Annotated in this window: 18 protein-coding genes and 1 pseudogene; 8 read left to right on the plus strand and 11 right to left on the minus strand. The window is 60.1% G+C overall.

All coding sequences use genetic code 11. The annotated features are described in order from the left end of the window. Positions 1–91 precede the first annotated feature (91 nt). Positions 92–1315, plus strand: coding sequence for an argininosuccinate synthase (locus L901_RS20535; RefSeq protein WP_003523477.1), 1224 nt, complete (start codon positions 92–94; stop codon positions 1313–1315). Between the two features lie 54 nt (positions 1316–1369). On the opposite strand, the gene L901_RS20540 is transcribed toward L901_RS20535, so the two are convergent. Genes L901_RS20540 through L901_RS27185 form a run of 3 tightly spaced genes read right to left on the minus strand, consistent with a single transcriptional unit; the run spans position 1370 to position 3215 of the window. Continuing rightward, positions 1370–2566, minus strand: a complete 1197-nt coding sequence (locus tag L901_RS20540; protein WP_183044114.1) for a multidrug effflux MFS transporter — start codon at positions 2564–2566, stop codon at positions 1370–1372. Positions 2567–2571: 5 nt separating this feature from the next. Continuing rightward, on the minus strand, positions 2572–3030 hold the full coding sequence (locus tag L901_RS20545) for a MarR family winged helix-turn-helix transcriptional regulator (RefSeq protein ID WP_020813564.1): 459 nt from the start codon (positions 3028–3030) through the stop codon (positions 2572–2574). After that, on the minus strand, positions 2988–3215 hold the full coding sequence (locus tag L901_RS27185; RefSeq protein WP_147401559.1) for a hypothetical protein: 228 nt from the start codon (positions 3213–3215) through the stop codon (positions 2988–2990). Before L901_RS27185 ends, L901_RS20545 begins: the two co-directional genes overlap by 43 nt. A gap of 192 nt (positions 3216–3407) precedes the next feature. On the opposite strand from L901_RS27185, the gene L901_RS20550 reads away from it, so the two are divergent. The 4 genes from L901_RS20550 (at position 3408) to ppa (ending at position 8876) form a co-directional block, all read left to right on the plus strand. Further along, positions 3408–5468, plus strand: a complete 2061-nt coding sequence (locus L901_RS20550) for a M3 family metallopeptidase (protein WP_059759887.1) — start codon at positions 3408–3410, stop codon at positions 5466–5468. A gap of 163 nt (positions 5469–5631) precedes the next feature. After that, complete coding sequence (gene typA / locus L901_RS20555; protein ID WP_003523483.1) at positions 5632–7452, plus strand: translational GTPase TypA; 1821 nt, start codon at positions 5632–5634, stop codon at positions 7450–7452. 215 nt (positions 7453–7667) lie between these two features. Next, complete coding sequence (locus L901_RS20560) at positions 7668–8174, plus strand: GNAT family N-acetyltransferase (RefSeq protein WP_003523484.1); 507 nt, start codon at positions 7668–7670, stop codon at positions 8172–8174. A gap of 168 nt (positions 8175–8342) precedes the next feature. Beyond that, positions 8343–8876 carry an inorganic diphosphatase gene (ppa, locus tag L901_RS20565; RefSeq protein ID WP_003523485.1) on the plus strand — a complete coding sequence of 178 codons (534 nt, stop codon included), beginning with the start codon at positions 8343–8345 and terminating at the stop codon, positions 8874–8876. Positions 8877–8981: 105 nt separating this feature from the next. On the opposite strand, the gene L901_RS27500 is transcribed toward ppa, so the two are convergent. Both L901_RS27500 and L901_RS27505 read right to left on the minus strand, forming a co-directional pair. After that, positions 8982–9293 (minus strand): DUF167 domain-containing protein, encoded by a 312-nt coding sequence (locus tag L901_RS27500; protein ID WP_059759889.1) that lies wholly within the window; start codon positions 9291–9293, stop codon positions 8982–8984. Beyond that, entirely contained in the window at positions 9290–9580 is a 291-nt protein-coding gene (locus L901_RS27505; RefSeq protein WP_003523487.1) for a YggT family protein, read from the minus strand. The genes L901_RS27500 and L901_RS27505 overlap by 4 nt, the downstream gene beginning before the upstream one ends. A 246-nt stretch (positions 9581–9826) precedes the next feature. Here L901_RS27505 and L901_RS20580 point away from each other — a divergent pair, with 246 nt between their 5' ends. Then, a complete protein-coding gene (locus L901_RS20580; protein WP_059759891.1) occupies positions 9827–11059 on the plus strand; it encodes an MFS transporter in 1233 nt (410 codons plus the stop codon). 124 nt (positions 11060–11183) lie between these two features. Here the strand turns inward: L901_RS20580 and L901_RS20585 are convergent, their stop codons facing one another. The 6 genes and pseudogenes from L901_RS20585 to hemC form a co-directional block, all read right to left on the minus strand. Next, positions 11184–11915, minus strand: coding sequence for a glutamine amidotransferase (locus L901_RS20585; RefSeq protein ID WP_003523491.1), 732 nt, complete (start codon positions 11913–11915; stop codon positions 11184–11186). Continuing rightward, positions 11905–12393 (minus strand): TerB family tellurite resistance protein, encoded by a 489-nt coding sequence (locus L901_RS20590; protein ID WP_020813557.1) that lies wholly within the window; start codon positions 12391–12393, stop codon positions 11905–11907. Before L901_RS20590 ends, L901_RS20585 begins: the two co-directional genes overlap by 11 nt. Positions 12394–12407: 14 nt before the next feature. Then, on the minus strand, positions 12408–14024 hold the full coding sequence (locus tag L901_RS20595) for a heme biosynthesis protein HemY (RefSeq protein WP_059759893.1): 1617 nt from the start codon (positions 14022–14024) through the stop codon (positions 12408–12410). Positions 14025–14028: 4 nt separating this feature from the next. Continuing rightward, positions 14029–15479 (minus strand): annotated as a pseudogene (locus tag L901_RS20600) (COG4223 family protein). Positions 15480–15552: 73 nt separating this feature from the next. Beyond that, positions 15553–16293 (minus strand): uroporphyrinogen-III synthase, encoded by a 741-nt coding sequence (locus tag L901_RS20605; protein WP_059759895.1) that lies wholly within the window; start codon positions 16291–16293, stop codon positions 15553–15555. Positions 16294–16297: 4 nt separating this feature from the next. After that, entirely contained in the window at positions 16298–17227 is a 930-nt protein-coding gene (gene hemC / locus L901_RS20610) for a hydroxymethylbilane synthase (protein WP_059759896.1), read from the minus strand. A 73-nt stretch (positions 17228–17300) separates the two neighbouring features. Here hemC and tsaD point away from each other — a divergent pair, with 73 nt between their 5' ends. Both tsaD and L901_RS20620 read left to right on the plus strand, forming a co-directional pair. Next, positions 17301–18398 (plus strand): tRNA (adenosine(37)-N6)-threonylcarbamoyltransferase complex transferase subunit TsaD, encoded by a 1098-nt coding sequence (tsaD, locus tag L901_RS20615; RefSeq protein WP_059759898.1) that lies wholly within the window; start codon positions 17301–17303, stop codon positions 18396–18398. After that, on the plus strand, positions 18398–19381 hold the full coding sequence (locus tag L901_RS20620) for an NAD(P)H-dependent glycerol-3-phosphate dehydrogenase (RefSeq protein ID WP_059759900.1): 984 nt from the start codon (positions 18398–18400) through the stop codon (positions 19379–19381). The genes tsaD and L901_RS20620 overlap by 1 nt, the downstream gene beginning before the upstream one ends. Positions 19382–19440: the final 59 nt, after the last annotated feature.

The following is a 19440-nucleotide window of genomic DNA, read 5'->3' on the forward strand; positions in this document are numbered from 1 at the left end:
CTTCACACATTTCGGGTTGCACTGTAAAAGTGCCGAAATCCCAAGGAAATGGCGGTGTCCCAATGCCGTCATCATGCAGATGGACATCACTATGGCACTTCCGAAAGACGTTAAGAAAGTCGTTCTCGCCTATTCCGGCGGTCTCGACACCTCGATCATCCTGAAATGGCTTCAGACGGAACTGGGCGCGGAGGTGGTGACCTTCACCGCCGATCTCGGCCAGGGCGAAGAACTTGAGCCGGCGCGCAAGAAGGCCGAGATGCTGGGCATCAAGGAAATCTTCATCGAGGACGTCCGCGAAGAGTTCGTGCGTGATTTCGTATTCCCGATGTTCCGCGCCAACGCCGTTTATGAAGGCGTCTATCTGCTCGGCACCTCCATTGCCCGTCCGCTGATTTCCAAGCACCTGATCGAAATCGCCAAGAAGACCGGCGCCGACGCCATCGCCCATGGCGCCACCGGCAAGGGCAACGACCAGGTCCGTTTCGAGCTTTCGGCCTATGCGCTGAACCCGGATATCAAGATCATCGCTCCCTGGCGCGACTGGACGTTCAAGAGCCGTACCGACCTCTTGAACTTCGCCGAACAGCACCAGATTCCGGTTGCCAAGGACAAGAAGGGCGAAGCGCCTTTCTCTGTCGACGCCAACCTGCTGCACTCCTCGTCCGAGGGCAAGGTTCTGGAAGACCCGGCACAGGAAGCGCCGGAATATGTGCATATGCGCACCATTTCCCCGGAAGCCGCACCCGATAAGGCAACCGTCATCAAGGTCGGTTTCCGCAAGGGCGATGCCTGCTCCATCAACGGCGTTGAAATGTCGCCGGCGACGCTTCTTGCGACGCTGAACAATTACGGCCGCGAAAATGGCATCGGCCGTCTCGATCTGGTTGAGAACCGCTTCGTCGGCATGAAGTCGCGCGGCGTTTACGAGACGCCCGGCGGCACCATCCTGCTTGCCGCGCACCGCGCCATCGAATCCATCACGCTTGACCGGGGTGCAGCCCACCTCAAGGACGAGCTGATGCCGCGTTACGCCGAGCTCATCTATTACGGCTTCTGGTTCTCGCCAGAGCGCGAAATGCTGCAGGCGCTGATCGACAAGAGCCAGGAACATGTGGAAGGCGAAGTGACGCTGAAGCTCTACAAGGGCAATGTCATGGTAACCGGCCGCGAGAGCGCCAAGTCGCTCTATTCCGACGCGCTGGTGACCTTCGAGGACGACCACGGCGCTTATGACCAGAAGGATGCGGCAGGCTTCATCAAGCTCAACGCGCTGCGTCTTCGCACGCTCGCAAAGCGTAATATCAGCAAGTAATTCTGCTGGAATAGAAATAATGAAACCCGCTGGCGGCGACGCCGGCGGTTTTTTTCATGTCTCTCGTCTGGAGACGATGCGGAAGCCGATGTAGCTGGCGATTGCGGTGAATTCCATCACGGGGATGATGACGCCGAAGCCGGTCAAAGGCGAACCGATAAGCGAGGCTGCGGCACCGCCCGCAAACCCCGACCCCATCTGAATGAAGCCCATCATCGCCGATGCCGAGCCGGCAATATGTGGGAATGGGGCGAGGGCCGCCGTCACCATGGATGGCGTCAATAAGGCGATGCCGACTGTTGCGACCGCCACGGGTCCCATGATCGAAAGAAAGGATGGCGGTATCAGGAACACCGACAGCAGGATAAGGAGACCGCCTGTTCCCGAAAAACAGAGGCCGAGGACGACCGAACGGCGGTCACCCAGCCTCGGTGCGATATAACGCAGGGCGATGGAGCCGAAGAAATAAGCGCCCGTCTGCATCAGCATGCCGATGCCGAAGGCGGTGGGTGTCATGCCGACCTTATTGATGAGGATGAAGGTCAGCATGGTCGCCTGAGCATAAAGCGCGCCGATGGAACCGCCGAGCACCAGTGCGGCCAGAAGAAAACGCGGCTCGGTGAGCAATGTCCCGTAGGCCGACAGGAGGCGACGCGGGCGGATAAGGTTCCTGTCCGGGATCGTCGTCTCGCGCAGGAAGACCACGACGGAGAAGATGGCGATGGCCCCGAGGCCGGCCATGAGGAAAAATACCGATTGCCACCCGAAAGCCGCAAGCGAAAGCCCGCCGATGGTCGGGCCCATGGCGGGGCCAACGGCCAGCATGATGCCAATGAGGTTCATGATGCTGGAGGCTTCGGCGCCCGTGAATTGATCGCGCACGATGGCGCGCGCCACCGTCATGCCGACGGAGGCGCCAATGCCCTGAACAAGCCGGGCGAAGAGCAGCACTTCAATTGTTGGGGCGAAGATCGCCAGCAGTCCGCCGCCCAGAAAGATGGAGAGGAAAACGAGACTCGCCTTTCGCCGACCGAAGGCATCGGATGCCGGGCCGGCGAGCAGCTGGGCGATGGCGAAACCGGCGAAATAAAGCGAGAGGCTGAGTTTGACGGCGGATTCCGTGGTGGAGAAAACCCGCGTCAGTTCCGGCATGGCCGGTGTGTAGATCGCCATGGAAATCGGCGCCAGCGCCGTCAGCAACGCACCGAGTATGGCGGTGCGCTTTCTGGACATGATCGTTTCTGGCGACATTGCGATCAGCAGCTCTGGCCCGGCTGTTCCGGCTGGAGATTGTTGCGAAGGGTCTGCAGGAAGCTGCGGAAAAGCGCGACCTCCTCTTCATTCAGGCCCTGCGTGGCGTGACGCACGAGTTCATCGATTTCCTGGCGCACGGCTTCCAGCATGTCGGTGGAGTTTTTTGTCAGCACGATGCGCTTGGAGCGCCTGTCCTGCGGGTCCTGCTGGCGTTCGATGAGATCGAGAGATTGCAGCTTGTCGAGATAGGCGCAGATCGTCATCGGCTCAATGCCGAGCCGGGCGGCGATATCCGACTGTTTGCTGCCATCAACGACGGCAACCGTCAGTAATGCGCGGGCTTCGCCGGGCGTCAGGCCCAGCCCGGCCTCCGAAATTCGGCGCTCAAACGCACTGTTCAGCAGGCGTGCGCCGCTGTTCAGTAAAAATGCCAACGAGTCTTTTTCGCGTTTAGTGCCCATGCTTCGCCTTTTCGTAAGTCAGCCTTACTAAAATCCCGGCGATAATCAATGGCGCATAAATCATATTGTTGAAAATCGAGTAAAGTATGTGTCAGTTCGATTGCGTTACGGTCGGCAACATAATCGACGATTGTTACGCCAAAGCAAAGAAGATCGGACATCCCGCGTTTTATTTCATCTGCCATGCCGGTCCATATCGTCGGTCAAGTCCCTTACATAGGTCACCTGCCATCGGTATCCGGCGTCTGTGCCGGCAGTTGAGGCAAAAGCACAAAATCAGGTCGCAGCCAATCTCCCTTGCACCAAAGTCCGGCATTGAATTGCCGGTGGAGGCGTGCCCATATGGGCTTAAACCGGAATTGTACAAGGAAGATGAAATGCCATCCAAGACCGCGCTTTATCCCGCACTCGTTGACTGGAACGGCCACAATGGTCTGCCGAAATTCGATGCGGTCAGGGATGAGGATTTCGCTCCGGCCTTCGATGCCGCCCTTTTGTCCCACGAACAGGAAATCGATGCTATTGCCGGCAATGCTGAGACCCCAAGCTTCGAGAACACCGTGACCGCGCTCGAAATCGCCGGAGACGATCTTTCGCGCATTTCGTCGCTATTCTGGAACAGGGCAGGTGCTAATACCAATGGTGTGATCCAGGCGCTGGAGCGGGAGATCGCACCGAAACTGTCGCGGCACTATTCGAAGATCGGCATGAACGAAGCGTTGTTCAAGCGCATCGATACATTGTGGGAAAAGCGCGGAACGCTTGGGCTGACGGGTGAGGAGAGCCGCGTTCTCGAGCGGCACTGGAAGGGTTTCGTGCGTTCCGGCGCCAAGCTGCCGAAGGACCGGCAGGAACGACTGGCGGCGATCAATGAGGAGCTTGCCGGTCTCGGTGCGAGATTCGGGCAGAATGTGCTGGCTGATGAAAAGAACTGGAAGCTTCTGCTTTCCACGGAAGAGGAACTTGCCGGCATTCCCGGTTTTCTTCGCGACGCGATGGCGGGTGCGGCCCGTGAGCATGGCGAGGACGGCAAATTTGCTGTCACCCTTTCCCGTTCCATCATCGAGCCTTTCCTCACCTTTTCCGAACGCCGCGATCTGCGCGAACAGGCCTTCAGGGCCTGGGTGGCGCGCGGCGAGAATGGCGGCGAGACCGACAATCGCGATATCGTCCACCGCACGCTCGAACTGCGCGAGGAAAAGTCAAAGCTTCTCGGTTACGCGAATTTCGCCGCCTACAAGCTTGATGACACGATGGCGAAGACGCCCGATGCCGTGAACGGCCTTCTGGGGCAGGTCTGGGAAAAAGCTGTGCGCCGTGCGGGCGAGGAAGAGGCCGAACTGGCCGCCATCATCGCCGAGGAGGGCAGGAATCACGAAGTGCTGCCCTGGGACTGGCGGCATTATGCCGAAAAGTTGCGGGCACGGAAATTCAGCTTCTCCGAGGCGGAGTTGAAGCCCTATCTGCAGCTCGAAAATATCATCGAGGCCTGCTTCGATGTGGCCGGGCGCTTGTTCGGGATTCGGGCGGTCGAAGTCAAGGGCGGCGCCGCCTATCACCCGGATGTGCGGGTTTTCGAAATCCGCGATGAAAAGGGCGATCTGAAGGCCATGTTTCTCGGCGATTATTTCGCCCGTCCCTCCAAGCGCTCCGGCGCGTGGATGAGCTCCTTCCAGTCGCAGCACAAGCTACCCCTGAAGAACGGCACGGTCGGAGAAATTCCGATCATCTACAATGTCTGCAATTTCGCCAAACCGGCTGAAGGCAAACCGGCTCTGCTTTCGCTCGACGATGCGCGCACGCTGTTTCACGAATTCGGCCACGCGCTGCATGGCATGTTGTCGAATGTCACTTACCCTTCCGTTTCCGGAACGGGCGTCTCGCGCGATTTCGTCGAATTGCCGTCGCAGCTTTACGAACATTGGCTGACGGTGCCGGAAATTCTGGAAAAATACGCCCTGCATTATGACACAGGCGCGCCGATGCCGAAGGCGCTGCTGGACAAGGTTCTGGCCGCCCAGACCTTCAATGCCGGTTTCAGCACGGTGGAATTCACCTCTTCGGCGATTGTCGACATGGCGTTCCACACGCGGGAAAACGTAAGCGATCCGATGGTCGTGCAGGGTGAGGTGCTCTCCACCCTGAATATGCCGAAGTCTATCGTCATGCGGCATGCGACCCCGCATTTCCAGCACGTTTTTTCGGGCGACGGATATTCGGCCGGCTATTATTCCTACATGTGGTCGGAAGTGCTGGATGCCGATGCCTTTTCAGCCTTCGAGGAAACCGGCAACCCCTTCGATGGCGAGATGGCGCGCAAGTTGAAAGACAATATCTATTCCGTCGGCGGTTCCATCGATCCGGAAGAGGCCTATCTTGCTTTTCGCGGCAAGATGCCGAGCCCGGACGCCATGCTTTTGAAGCGTGGTCTGGTATAAGAGTCCGGTATAAAAGACTGTCATATTTCTGAGCTAGAACCTGAGTGCAGGGGGCTTATGACAAGGCCCCCCCTTTCGCATTTGCAAAAAAAAGGTTATGAGCGCGCCAAACTAAATTGGCGTTTCTCATTAATATAGCGCCCAACCTCAGAGATTTTGAACAATGGCACTTCGCAACATCGCGATCATCGCGCACGTTGACCATGGAAAAACGACGCTCGTGGACGAGCTTCTGAAGCAGTCCGGCTCGTTCCGCGACAACCAGCGTGTCGCCGAGCGCGTGATGGATAGCAACGATCTCGAAAAGGAACGTGGCATCACCATTCTCGCCAAGGCGACTTCGGTGGAGTGGAAGGGTGTCCGCATCAACATCGTCGACACCCCCGGCCACGCCGACTTCGGCGGTGAAGTCGAGCGTATCCTGTCGATGGTGGACGGTGCTATCGTTCTGGTCGACTCCTCGGAAGGCCCGATGCCGCAGACCAAGTTCGTGGTCAGCAAGGCGCTGAAGGTCGGTCTTCGCCCGATCGTCGCGATCAACAAGATCGACCGTCCGGATGGCCGCCACGAAGAAGTCATCAACGAAGTCTTCGACCTCTTCGCCAACCTCGACGCCACCGACGAGCAGCTCGACTTCCCGATCCTCTACGGTTCCGGCCGTGATGGCTGGATGAACGTCAACCCGGAAGGTCCGAAGGATCAGGGTCTTGCGCCGCTGCTCGATCTGGTTCTCGAACACGTTCCGGAGCCCAAGGTCGAAGAAGGTCCGTTCCGCCTGATCGGCACCATCCTTGAAGCCAACAACTTCCTCGGCCGTATCATCACCGGCCGCATCGCTTCCGGCTCCATCAAGCCGAACCAGGCGGTGAAGGTTCTCGGCCAGGACGGCAAGGTTATTGAAAACGGCCGTATCTCCAAGATCCTCGCATTCCGCGGCATTGAGCGCACGTCGATTGAGGAAGCCCATGCAGGTGACATCGTCGCCATTGCAGGCCTTTCCAAGGGTACTGTTGCCGACACCTTCTGTGACCCCTCTGTCACCGAGGCGATGACCGCGCAGCCGATCGACCCGCCGACCGTTACCATGTCGTTCATCGTCAACGACAGCCCGCTGGCTGGCACCGAAGGCGACAAGGTCACGAGCCGCGTTATCCGTGACCGTCTGTTCAAGGAAGCCGAAGGTAACGTTGCGCTGAAGATCGAAGAAGCCGAAGGCAAGGATTCGTTCTTCGTTTCCGGCCGTGGCGAATTGCAGCTGGCGGTTCTGATCGAGACCATGCGTCGCGAAGGCTTCGAGCTTGCCGTTTCGCGTCCGCGCGTCGTCATGCACAAGGATGAGAACGGCACCCTGCTGGAGCCGATCGAAGAAGTCGTGATCGACGTTGATGAAGAACATTCCGGCGTCGTCGTCCAGAAGATGTCCGAGCGCAAGGCTGAAATGGCCGAGCTTCGTCCTTCCGGCGGCAATCGCGTTCGTCTGAAGTTCTATGCGCCGACCCGTGGCCTGATCGGCTACCAGTCGGAGCTTTTGACCGACACCCGCGGTACGGCGATCATGAACCGTCTGTTCCACGACTATCAGCCCTTCAAGGGCCAGATTGCCGGCCGCGTGAACGGCGTTCTCTTGTCGAACGGTTCGGGCGAAGCTGTCGCTTATGCCATGTTCAACCTGGAAGATCGCGGCCCGATGATCATCGAGCCGGGTGAGAAGGTCTATGCTGGTATGATCATCGGTATTCACTCTCGCGATAACGATCTCGAAGTGAACGTGCTGAAGGGCAAGCAGCTGACCAACATCCGCGCTGCCGGCAAGGATGAAGCCGTGAAGCTGACGCCGCCGATCCGCATGACGCTCGATCGCGCGCTCTCCTGGATTCAGGACGATGAGCTGATGGAAGTGACGCCGAAGTCCATCCGTCTGCGCAAGATGTTCCTGGACGCCAACGATCGTAAGCGTTTTGAAAAGGCCAAGCTCGCTGTCTGATTGCGGCTTGTCGTTACGAATTTGAAAGAACCCGGCCTCGAGCCGGGTTTTTTTATGCGTTCGTTTTTATGTGTGCATGAGTCGAAAGGCGCTTTGCCAAAGGTTAAGGATGCGTTAATTTTTATCGGTCGTCCACATGAATAGGCTGTGGGTAAGCTTGCCGGCGTTAACCTTTATGACTGGTAAGTTTGCGTGGCCGGGGCCAGAATCGCGTTATGAAAACGTTATCCATCGATGTTCGCCGTGCTGAACCGCATGATGCGCGCGCCATCTCCGAGGCGCACCGTCTGTCGTGGCAACAGGCCTATGCCGGGCTTATCCCGCATCGGCCGTTGACGCAGATGCTCGAGCGTCGTGGAGAAGTCTGGTGGAAGAAGGCGACCAAAGGCTCCGCAACGATGCTGGTGGTGGAGGTGGCCGGTGTGGTCGCAGGATATGCGACGCTGGGCCTCAGCCGGGCACGCGGGCTGCCGCAGGACGGCGAGATATACGAACTTTATCTCCGGCCGGAATATCAGGGCATCGGGCTTGGCTCGCTGCTGTTTACGGAAGCGCGCAGACTGCTGACCTCGCTTGGCTGCAACGGCATCGTTGTCTGGTGCCTTGAAGACAGCGATGTGGCCAATCGCTTTTTCCGCTCTCACGGTGGCCGCGATATCGCCGAAGGCATGGAAGATTTCGACGGCAAGTCGCTTCGCAAGGTCGGTTTCGTCTGGAACTGACAAACAATGCCGGGTGATCTGGCCTTGGGTTCATTCTCGCGGCCGGCCATGCGCAAATGCGATAGCCTCAAATCCCGCATTCTGCCTTATCCGCCCAAAGCCATGTTGCAATGCGGCGACTTTCCCAGTATCGAAAACCAAATCCAACCCGTCGAATGAGGGAAGCGAATGCGTATCGATGCAATTTCCGTAGGCAAGAATCCGCCGGATGACGTGAATGTCATCGTTGAAGTGCCGGTCGGTGGACACCCGATCAAGTACGAGATGGACAAGGATGCCGGTGCGCTGATCGTCGATCGCTTCCTCTACACGCCGATGACCTATCCGGGTAACTATGGTTTCGTACCGCACACCCTGTCCGACGATGGCGACCCGATCGACGTTCTCATCTGCAACACCCGTCCGCTGGTTCCAGGCTGCGTCATCAATGTCCGCCCCATCGGCGTGATGATCATGGAAGATGACGGTGGTAAGGACGAGAAGATTCTCGCTGTGCCGGTTCCGAAGCTGACGCGCCGTTACGACAAGGTCCACAACTACACCGACCTGCCGGAAATCACGCTGAAGCAGATCGAGCACTTCTTCGAGCACTACAAGGATCTGGAGCCCGGCAAGTGGGTGAAGATGGGCGGCTGGCAGGATGTCGACGTCGCCAAGAAGCTGATCGTCGAAGCCATCGAGCGCTACAAGGCGCAGGGCTGATCTAAAGCATGTCTCCCAAAAGTGTGCAGCGGTTTTGGGACAAAGACATGCTTAAAAATAAAGATCTAAAGCGCGTCGCATGAATCAGATTAAACGCAATGCGCTTTAGTTTTCGAGCTTTTTGAATAGCTCTTCGAAATCCTCCGGGTCGATGTCGATCCGGAGGATTTTTTTACGCGCCGTTTCGCCTGAAACGAAGCTGATGGAGGATTTCGGCAGGCCGAGTTTTTTCGCCAGCAAAACAATCAGGGCCTTGTTGGCCTTGCCGCCTTCCGGCACGGCGCTGACGCGGGCCTTCAGATGCGCGTTTCCCTCCGCATCCTTTTCCACGCCGTCGATGGCGTCCCGCCCGCCATTCGGCGTGAGGCGGACGGTCAGGCGGACATGGTCGCTATGCTTCTGCCAGCAGCCGCTCAAGCGACCATCGGGTAAAGCGTGTTCCACATGAAGGAGCGGATGAAGAAGATGATGAGGAGCACGATGATCGGCGAAATGTCGATGCCGCCGAGATTGGGCAGAATGCGGCGGATGGGGCGCAGAACCGGTTCCGTGACATTGAACAGAAAGCTGCCGATGGCATTCACGAACTGGTTGCGGGAATTGATGACGTTGAAGGCGTAAAGCCAGGAAAAAATAGCGCTGGCGATCAGCACCCACGTATAGAGGTTCAAGGCCAGATCGATGGTCTGAAACAGGGCAAGCATCAATATCTCCGTATCTTGGTTGCAAGACATTTAGACATTGAACCGTGAACCGGCAAGTGTTGCGCCAGATCGTAATGATCTTTGATCTGATCGACCGGCGATCATCACAATCTGGTTCATGGCTTTGCAGCGGGATTTCAGACGAAAACCGCTCACACTTTTCGTCATCCCGCTGGTGAGGGCTGGCGATTCCTGTGATATCGCTCTATTGCAAAGCTCTCATATTGTCTCGCGAGCACCCAGCCGATGTCCCTCCCTTCCGCCGAAAACCGTTTCGGTGCATTCCGGCATAGTTCTTATCGCCGCTTTTTCAGCGCCCGGTTTTTTTCTGCCTTCGCCATCCAGATCGTCAGCGTCTCGGTCGGCTGGCAGATGTATGAGGTGACCGGCAACGCCTTTTATCTCGGCCTGATCGGTCTTTTCCAGTTTCTGCCGTCGCTGCTTCTGATCCTCGTCACTGGAACGGTCGCCGACCGGCACAATCGTCGGCGCATCATGGCCATATGCCTGCTGATTGCGGCGCTGTGCGCTGCCGCTCTTCTGGGTCTTACGCTGACGCACCGCTTTTCCCCCTGGCCGGTCTTCGCCATTCTTGTGGTCTTCGGCATAGAGCGCGCCTTCATGGGACCGGCGGTTCAGTCGCTGGCGCCCAATCTCGTGCCGGTAGAGGATTTGCCGAACGCCATCGCATGGAATTCCTCTTCGTGGCAGATGGCGTCCATTCTCGGTCCCGTCGCCGGCGGCCTGCTTTATGGCCTCGGTGCTTCCGTCGCCTATAGTGTGGCATTCGTGCTCTTTATCGTATCGGCGACGCTTGCGGTGACGATCCGCAAGCCGGAACAACGCGGCCCGGCAAAAGCCATCAGTCTCGAAACCATGCTCGCCGGTTTCAAATTCATCGCGCAGGAAAAAATCGTTCTCGGTGCGATATCGCTCGATCTTTTCGCGGTGTTGCTGGGCGGCGCCGTTGCGCTGATGCCGATTTTTGCCAAGGAAGTGCTGACGCTCGGGCCATGGGGTCTCGGGCTTCTGCGCGCAGCACCCGGCATCGGGGCCATCACCGTTGCGGTCATTCTGGTCTTCAAGCCCATTCGTCACCATGCCGGTCTGCTGATGTTTACCGGCGTCGGCCTCTTCGGCATCTCCACCGTGGTCTTCGGGCTTTCGCAAACCGCGTGGCTGTCCATCGCCGCGCTGGTGGTCATGGGCGCATCCGACATGGTGTCGGTTTATGTGCGCGAGACCCTGATCGCGCTGTGGACGCCGGATGAGGTGCGCGGGCGCGTGAATGCCGTGAACATGGTGTTCGTCGGCGCATCGAACGAGCTGGGCGAATTCCGCGCCGGCACCATGGCGCATGTCGTCGGGGCCGTGCCGGCCGTTGTCATCGGCGGGGCGGGCACGCTTGCTGTGGCGGTTATCTGGGCGCTCGGTTTCTCCAAGCTGCGCAAGATCGACAATCTGGATGCGCCGCACTGATGGCGATGGGCATTAGATCATGATGATTTTAGGTCGAATCGACCTAAAATCATCATGATCTAAATCAAAAAGTTGAGACGCGGGATTTCAGGCGAAAACCGCTCACACTTTTCGCCATCCCGCTCTAGCGCTGCGCCTTGCCCTCAAAAACCAGATCGAGGAAATTGCCGAGCCATGCCCTGAGCGGCGTGTCGAACAGCATGCGGCCTTCCAGATGCTGGCTGCCCACCTGCGCATTGGGCATGCCGAAGCGCTGCGCGCCGCGCACCACCCAGCTATGCATCATGGCGCGGGTCAGTTCGGCGTGAAACTGCAGGCCCCAGGCGTTTTTTCCATAGCGGTAGGCCTGATTGGGATAGGTCTCGCCCGAGGCCAGAAGTTCGGCTCCGCGGGGCAGCTCGAACCCTTCCTTGTGGAAATGATAGACCATCTTCGGCCAATGGGGCATCAGAAGCCGCCCATGTTCGGTGGCATGAAGCGGATACCAGCCGATCTCCACCTTGCCCTCCCTGTCGGCCTCCACCTTGCCGCCGAGATGTTTGGACAGCATCTGCGCGCCGAGACAGATGCCGAGAAAGGGTTTGTTTTCCTTCAGCGGCACCTTCAGCCAGTCGATTTCGGCTTTGACGTAGTCATGAGAATCGTTGGCGCTCATCGGTCCGCCGAAGATGATGGCGCCTGCGTGTTTCTCCAGCGTTTGCGGCAGGTCATCGCCGAGCGCAGGGCGCCTTATATCCAGACGATACCCTTTTTCCACCAGCATCTGGCCGACACGGCCGGGCGTGGAACGTTCCTGATGCAGGACGATGAGCAGCGATGGTTGTTTTCTCTGTTGCCTGGAAGGGTCAAACAGCATCGTCTTCGTTTTCGCTTTCTTCAGCGGGCCCGGACCTCGTGGCGGCCTGCTGACGTTGCAGAACCCTGTCGCGCACGGATACACCAAGCAGGTCGGCGACTCGCCAGATCACATGGTCTTCCATTTCGCTTCGTTCGCCGTCAGCGTAAACAATATCCCATAATATGCCAATAAGCTCCACGCGCTGATCTTCATCGAGATGGCGGCGTATATCGGTGGTGAAGCGGTAATAATCGACGGCTTCCTTGCCGGCCTCCTGGCCGGCGGCGAGAAGCGCGTCCAGCTTTCCGGCATCGAGATGGTAATAGTCCTGCAGGATTTCGCGCAGGCGGTCACGCTCGCTTTTCGAGACGGTGCCATCCGCTTCCATGACCTGGAAACAGAGAGCGGCCACCGCCACCCTCAGATCGTCCGGGCTGAAATCATCCCCATGCGGGCCGACGAGGTTCTGAATAAACGACTGTATTTGCTGGAACATCGATATCCTGTTCGTCAGAAGAGTTTGAGCCGAGTCTTGGGTTCGGCTTCCGCACCGGGTTTCTTGACACCTGGATCGTCCGGCGCGCCGCCGAAAAACGGCACGGCTTCCGCCTTTTCATCCGTCGCATCGGTTTCCACTGGCGCTTCGATTGTAACCGGCTTTTTCTCCTGCGGGACCGATACGGCCGGCTTGACCTCGATCGGTGCGGCCGGGGCGGGTTTCGGTTCGGCGCGTGTCTCCGGTGCGGCTTCGACAATGATCGTTTTCGCGGTCGGTTCGGCCCGTGCGGGCGCTGCGGCAATCGCGTTTTCGATTGTCAGGTCTTCGACTGGAGCTTCTAGCTGGCCGAAAGGCGCTTTCCATTCGAAAGCATCGAGACGGCCGGTGACCGGCGAGACCGGCAGCCATTTTTCCGAAACGACGCCGTCGGCCACCCAGGCGGGGTCGCGCGGCGCGCGCAGCGCCTGCGCCATCCAGTAGCGCACACGGCCCTGATCGCCGGTTTCGGCCTCCTCGATATCGGCCATTAGCAAGAAGATGCTCTCGCGCGGTTCGATCCGGGCGGCGGCTTCGGCCTTGGCCCGCGCCTTGGCGAATTCCTTGGCGTCGAGCGCTGCCTGTGCCACGGCGAACAGGGATTCGATGTTGTTGGGCTTCAGGCTCTCAAGCCGCTCAGCCCGTTTCAGCCGGTCGATGGCGGTATCGCCGCTGCGTGCGCGGACATAAAGTTCGGCGATCTGCGGGTGCGGATCGTTTTTCCAGACGGGTTCCAGAACCGTGGCTGCCTTGCGCAGATTGTCTTCCCGGAGATAGGATTTCGCCGCGATCAGCGCTGCCGGAACGAGGCTCTTGGCAAGCTTGAGAGCGTGCTTGGCATCCTCGCGCGCGCCAACCGGATCGCTTTCCAGCTTTTCTCCGGCCTTGGCAGTAAGAAGCACGGCTTTCAGACGTTCCGCCTCACCGCGTTCGATGACGCCGGCCGCCTTCTGCTGGTCGAGCAGGCGGATGGCATCGTCCCACTGTCCGTTGCGGCAGCGGTTTTCCAGCGTCGCCTGCGCGGCCCAGGGCAGATAGGGAGCTTTTTCCGCTGCATCCTCGGCATATTGCTGGGCGGCTTCATAGGCGCCCTGACGGCGGGCCTCGATATAGAGGCCGCGAAGGCCAAGCTCGCGGGTTTCGGGATCGCGGGCCATGGCTTCGAATTTGCGCCGCGCCTCGCCATATTTGCCTTCAATCAGGTCAGCCTGCGCATCGAGCAGATGGATCAGCGGCTCCTGATCGGCGCTGAGCAACCCTTGAGTGCGGGCCGTCATCTTGCGGGCGAGGATGGCATTGCCGGCCCCGGCAGCGATGAGCCCGGTGGAGAGCGCCTGATAACCCCGGTCGCGCTTGCGGGCACGAAAATAGCGCCGGGCGGCATTGGGCGAGGTCCAGATGGCATTGACGATCCACCAGACCAGCATGACGGCGGCGACCAGCGCCGCGAGGATGGAGGCGGCGACCATCAGGCTCATTTCGATCAGCTGGCCCTGCCAGACGATGGAAAGCACACCCGGCCTGTCGGCCAGCCAGGAGAAACCGAAGCCGAGAGCCAGAACGATAACGGCGAAAGTCAGAATTCTGGTCATGCCCTTACCCCTGCCTGCCGGTGCTGGTGATGGCGCGGTTCAATGTGCCGCCGACCAGATTTTCGACCTCGATGCGCGCATCCAGCGATTTCTTGTAATCGGCGGATGCCGTCTTGGCGGCATCGGGAAGCCCGTTCCACTCAAGCGCCGCGCCCTGCAGATCGCCGTTGCGCAGCTTGTTTTCCATGCGCGCGATCTTGGCTTCGGGGGTCTCGCCCTCGATATTTCCGACAGGGCGTACCTTCACCAGCGAAAAGGCGCTTTCGGTCAGGCGTTCCATGATGCCCTGATTGGGGTCAGGCTGGTTGATGGCGGAAAGCATCGCATTGGCGACGTCTGGGAATTTCTGCATCAGTTCCGAACGTGACGGCACACCGGTTGCGGCGAAGGATTGCAGCGATGCGATGGCCGGATCGTCGGGCGTTACCTTGGATAGGGTGTCGAGTTCCGTCAGGAACGGCCCACCGCGATCGATCGCGGCCTTCAGCGCGGCGGAAGCGATGGCGCGGGCGACTTCGATATCGTCGCGCGGCTCGTTGATCTTGGCTTCCGCATCCGCAAGACGGCGTGTCAGTTCCGCCGTCGCCGATGCCTGCGCGGATCGCTCCGACTGGAGGGTGGATTCCAGCGCGGCGATTTTTTCCGACAGCCCATCCACCTGCGGGGTCTCACCCTTTGCGCCTTCGAGGGTTGCGATGCGCTGTTCCAGCGCCGAGGTGTCGGCGGCTGGTGCATTGGCAAGCTGCTGCCGCAAGCTGCCCAGATCGGTTTTCAGTGCTGCGATTTCCTCGCTTCCCGTCCTGCCTGCATTGAAGGAGGGCAGGATGCCGGCATATTGCATGCTGCCTGCGGCGGCGAGCGCCACAAGGCCGCCGACGATACCCGCCGCGATCAGGCCGGAGGTCGCCGCCTGTTTGCGCTCCGCCTGCTGCGGTGTGGAGGGCTTTGCCGGTCCTGAGGAGGAGGTTGCCATCGATGGTTTTGCAGCGGTGGCGCCGCTGGATGCGCTGGAGGACGCTGTGGAGCCGAAGGCCGGCTTCGCAGCAGCAGCTGTAGCCGCAGCGGCGCTTGTGCCAATGGTGCCCGTGGACGGTTTTGTATCGGCTTTGGACGAAACAGGGGCTGGCGAGACGGGCTCTTTCTGCTTGTCTTCCCGACTCTCAGCCTTCGGTGCCGTGGCTACGGATTCCGCTTTGCCGACATTGGGTTCGGGCTCGATAGGGGTTTTCTTGGCTCGTCCCAGATGGGGGCGGGGTTGCCCGTTGCGGCTGCTTCGGGCTTTGTCTCCGAAACACCCGGCTCTGCGGTGGCCGCAGGTGTTTTGTTACCGGGCTTTTCGTCCGTCTTGGCAGCGTCCACGTCGGCGGAAATTGCTTTCACGTCTTTGGCGTCCAGGTCGATGGTGACCGGTTCGGCTTTGGACTTGGAGTGGCGTGGCGGCTTTCCCGATACCATGACAACCTCATTTCTGCCTGCAGTAATCTAAACCTAGTCAGTGACGGCGGCAAAGGAAAGAGGCGAGCTCGAATTAGGTTCCAGAGTTATGGCGTAGAAGTTCAAACATCGCCGCCTCGCTCGGTTCTTCGGCGGCCTTGGCGTTTGCGCGGAAGATTTCCGGAACGAGAGAAAACACGTTGCGGCTGATGCAGATGAATTGTGTCGTTGCCAGCGCCGCCACGTATTTTTCCGTCGATACATGATGGAAAAAGGCCCGCGCCGCTTCCGATGAATAGAGCAGGACCACATCGGCAACGCTTTCGACAAGCGCCGTCTCTAGCATCGTCTCCGAAATGTCGGAGGGCAGCATCTCGTAACAATCCACCATTCTGAAGGGAATGCTGGCGGCGGCAAGGCCTTCCTCGAAGACGGCGCCACGGGGCCTGCCGGCGAGATAGAGCAGGGGTTCTTCTTCGGAAAATAGAGTCCGGTGCTCGGCCACCAGCGCGGTCAGACTCACGGCGTCGCCGGAGGCGGTGAAAATCTGTTCGAAGCCGGTTTTTTCCGCCGCTTCCGCCGTTGCTCCACCGACAGCGAAAAGCGGTTTTGACAGATAGGGAGCCAACCGGTCCCGCGATGTTTCCAGCGCCCGCAGCGCCTCGGCGCTGGTCACCGCGATGGCCGCCAGCGGGGCGGATAGCGCCGAGACGGCGCGTTCGCCATGATGGGCGGGATAAAACAGCGGAAGAAGCACTGGCGCATAGCCAAGCGCTTCAAGCTTTGCTGCCGTCCTTTCGCCCGAACGCTGCGGCCGGGTGACGACGATCCGCATCGGCTCAGCTCCAGCCTTCGAAGAAATTGCTGCCCGCCTTGGCGCGCACGTCTTCGCCGGCCTGCCGGCCGAGCTTTGCCGCATCGCGGCGGTTGCCGGAGGCTTCGATGCCGTGGCTCGTCTGGCCATCGGGGGTGAGGATCAGGCCGGAAAAATGTAGTTCCTCGCCATCGCAGGTGGCGTAGCCGGCAATCGGCGTGCGACACGAACCATCGAGTGCTGCCAGAAAGGCGCGCTCGCAGGTCACGGCATCATGAGTGGGCCTGTCGTTTATGGGTGCGAGCAGTTCGTCCATGCGCGCATCGCCGATGCGGCTTTCCACGCCGATTGCGCCCTGGGCCGGAGCAGGAGGGAATTCCTTAGGGTCGAGAATTTCCGTCGGCACATTGTCCTTACCAAGTCTCTTCAGGCCGGCAAAGGCGAGAAGTGTCGCATCCGCCTGGCCTTCCTCCAGCTTGCGCAGGCGAGTCTCGACCTGACCGCGAAAAATGATGACGCTCAGATCCGGCCGCAGGCGGCGGATCAGCGCCTGGCGGCGCAGGGATGCGGAACCGACCACGGCGCCTTGCGGCAGCTCCAGCAGCTTCGGTGCGGTGCGGCCGATGAAGGCGTCGCGTATATCCTCACGCGGCAGGAAAGCGGACAGATAGAGGCCTTCGGGCAGAACCGTCGGCATGTCCTTGGAGGAGTGCACGGCCATATCGAGTTCGCCGGACAAAAGCTGGCTTTCCAGCTCCTCTGTGAAGAGGCCCTTGCCGCCGATTTCCGACAAAGCGCGGTCGGTTATCCGGTCGCCCTTGGTGGACAGCACGACGATTTCGAACATTTCTTCCGGCAGGCCATGCGCCGCCATCAGCCGGTTGCGCGTTTCGTAAGCCTGCGCGAGCGCCAGCGGGCTGCCGCGCGTGCCGATTCGGAAAGGTTTTGTTTGCATCCGCGTCTATCCATTGTTACCGGAGTTGTCTTAGACCAACTCAGCGCATGATCGCAATGAACGAACAGATTTGATGACCCCCTTTCTTCGTATCCTCGGCATAGAGACAAGCTGTGACGAAACCGCCGCATCCATTGTGGTTCGGCATGCGGACGGCCATGGCGAGATCGTCTCCGACGTCGTTTTGTCGCAGCTTGAGGAACACAGCGCCTATGGCGGCGTGGTGCCGGAAATTGCCGCGCGCGCCCATGTCGAGGCGCTGGATACGCTGGTGGAAGAAGCGCTGGAGCAGGCGGGCGTGACCCTTGCCGATGTCGACGCCATCGCCGCCACCTCTGGCCCCGGCCTCATCGGCGGCCTGCTGGTGGGCTTGATGACGGGCAAGGCCATCGCCAAGGCGGCCGGCAAGCCGCTTTACGCCATCAACCATCTGGAAGGCCACGCGCTGACGGCGCGCCTTACCGACGGCCTGTCTTTTCCCTATCTGATGCTGCTCGTCTCCGGCGGCCATACCCAGCTGGTGCTGGTGCGTGGCGTGGGCGATTATGAGCGTTGGGGCACCACCATCGATGACGCGCTGGGGGAGGCCTTCGACAAGACCGCGAAACTTCTGGGCCTGCCCTATCCCGGCGGCCCTGCGGTCGAGAAGGCGGCGGCGAAGGGTGATCCGAACCGCTTCCCGCTTCCGCGTCCCATGGTCGGCGAAGCACGGCTCGATTTTTCCTTTTCCGGCCTGAAGACGGCGGTGCGGCAGGCCGCTACCGCCATCGCGCCGCTTTCCGAGCAGGATATCGCCGATATCTGCGCCTCGTTCCAGAAAGCGGTGTCGCGCACGCTCAAGGATCGGATTGGCCGTGGCCTTGCCCGTTTCAGGCAGGAATTTCCGCGCACAGAAACCGAGCCTGCTCTGGTCGTCGCCGGCGGCGTCGCCGCCAATCAGGAAATCCGCCAGACGCTGCAATCGCTTTGCGATACCCATGGCTTCCGCTTCGTCGCGCCGCCGCACCGGCTCTGCACCGATAATGCCGCGATGATCGCCTGGGCGGGGCTGGAGCGCATGGCGGACGGCCGGGACCCAGATCCGCTCGAAATCCCGCCGCGCTCGCGCTGGCCGCTGGATGGTAGTGCGGAGACATTGATCGGTTTCGGTAAAAGGGGAGCCAAGGCCTGATGCAGCGGGAGAAAATCGTCGTCATCGGCGCCGGCGCCTTCGGAACCGCGCTTGCTGTGGTCATCGCGCTGGAAAACCGGCATGACGTGACCCTGCTCGGCCGCGACCCATCGCTGATGGCCGACCTCAGGAGCGACCGCGTGCACGAGGCGGCCCTGCCGGGCGTCGATCTGCCGGATGCGCTTGAATTTTCCGCCGAGCCCGATGTGCTGGCCGGCGCCGGCATCGTCCTCTTCGCCATGCCCTCGCAGGCTCATGCCGATGCGGCCCGTCATTACGGCCCTTATCTGGCTAATGACTCAATCATTGTTACCTGCGCCAAGGGTATCGACCGCAGCTCCGGCCGGCTGCTGACGGAACTTCTGGAAGCGGAACTGCCTCATCATCCGATTGCGGTTCTGTCCGGTCCGGGCTTTGCGGCCGACATAGCGCGTGGTTTGCCGACGGCCATGGCGATTGCGGCGGAAGACGCGGCGATAGCCGAGCGGCTTGCGACCACGATTTCCGGCAAGACCTTCCGGCTTTATGCCTCGACCGACCGCATCGGCGTGCAGCTGGGCGGGGCGCTGAAGAATGTTCTTGCCATTGCCGCCGGCATCGTCGAAGGCGCGGGTCTTGGCGATTCCGCCCGGGCGGCGTTGATTTCGCGCGGGCTTGCCGAAATGTCGCGTCTCATCGTTGCGATGGGCGGGAAGGCGGACACGGTGCGCGGCCTCTCGGGCCTTGGCGATCTGGTGCTGACCGCCACCAGCCACCAGTCTCGAAACCTGCGTTTCGGTATCGCGCTTGGCCGGGGTGAGGGCAAGGATATGTCCGGCGGGCTGGTGGAGGGCGCTTTCGCGGCAGCCGTCGCCGCCCGGCTCGGGGAAAGTCACGCTGTCGACATGCCGGTTACCGAAGCCGTGGCCGCTATCATTGACGGCAATCTGGATGTGGCGAGCGCCATGCAACAATTGATGACACGGCCCATCACCACCGAATGAGGGCGGGTCTTCGCTCCAAACCGCTGACGCGTTTGGAAGAGATGTTTTAACGAGGAGAC

Origin of the sequence: Agrobacterium sp. D14 (assembly GCF_001526505.1) — a bacterium.
In the GTDB taxonomy this organism is placed as follows: Bacteria; Pseudomonadota; Alphaproteobacteria; order Rhizobiales; family Rhizobiaceae; genus Agrobacterium; species Agrobacterium leguminum.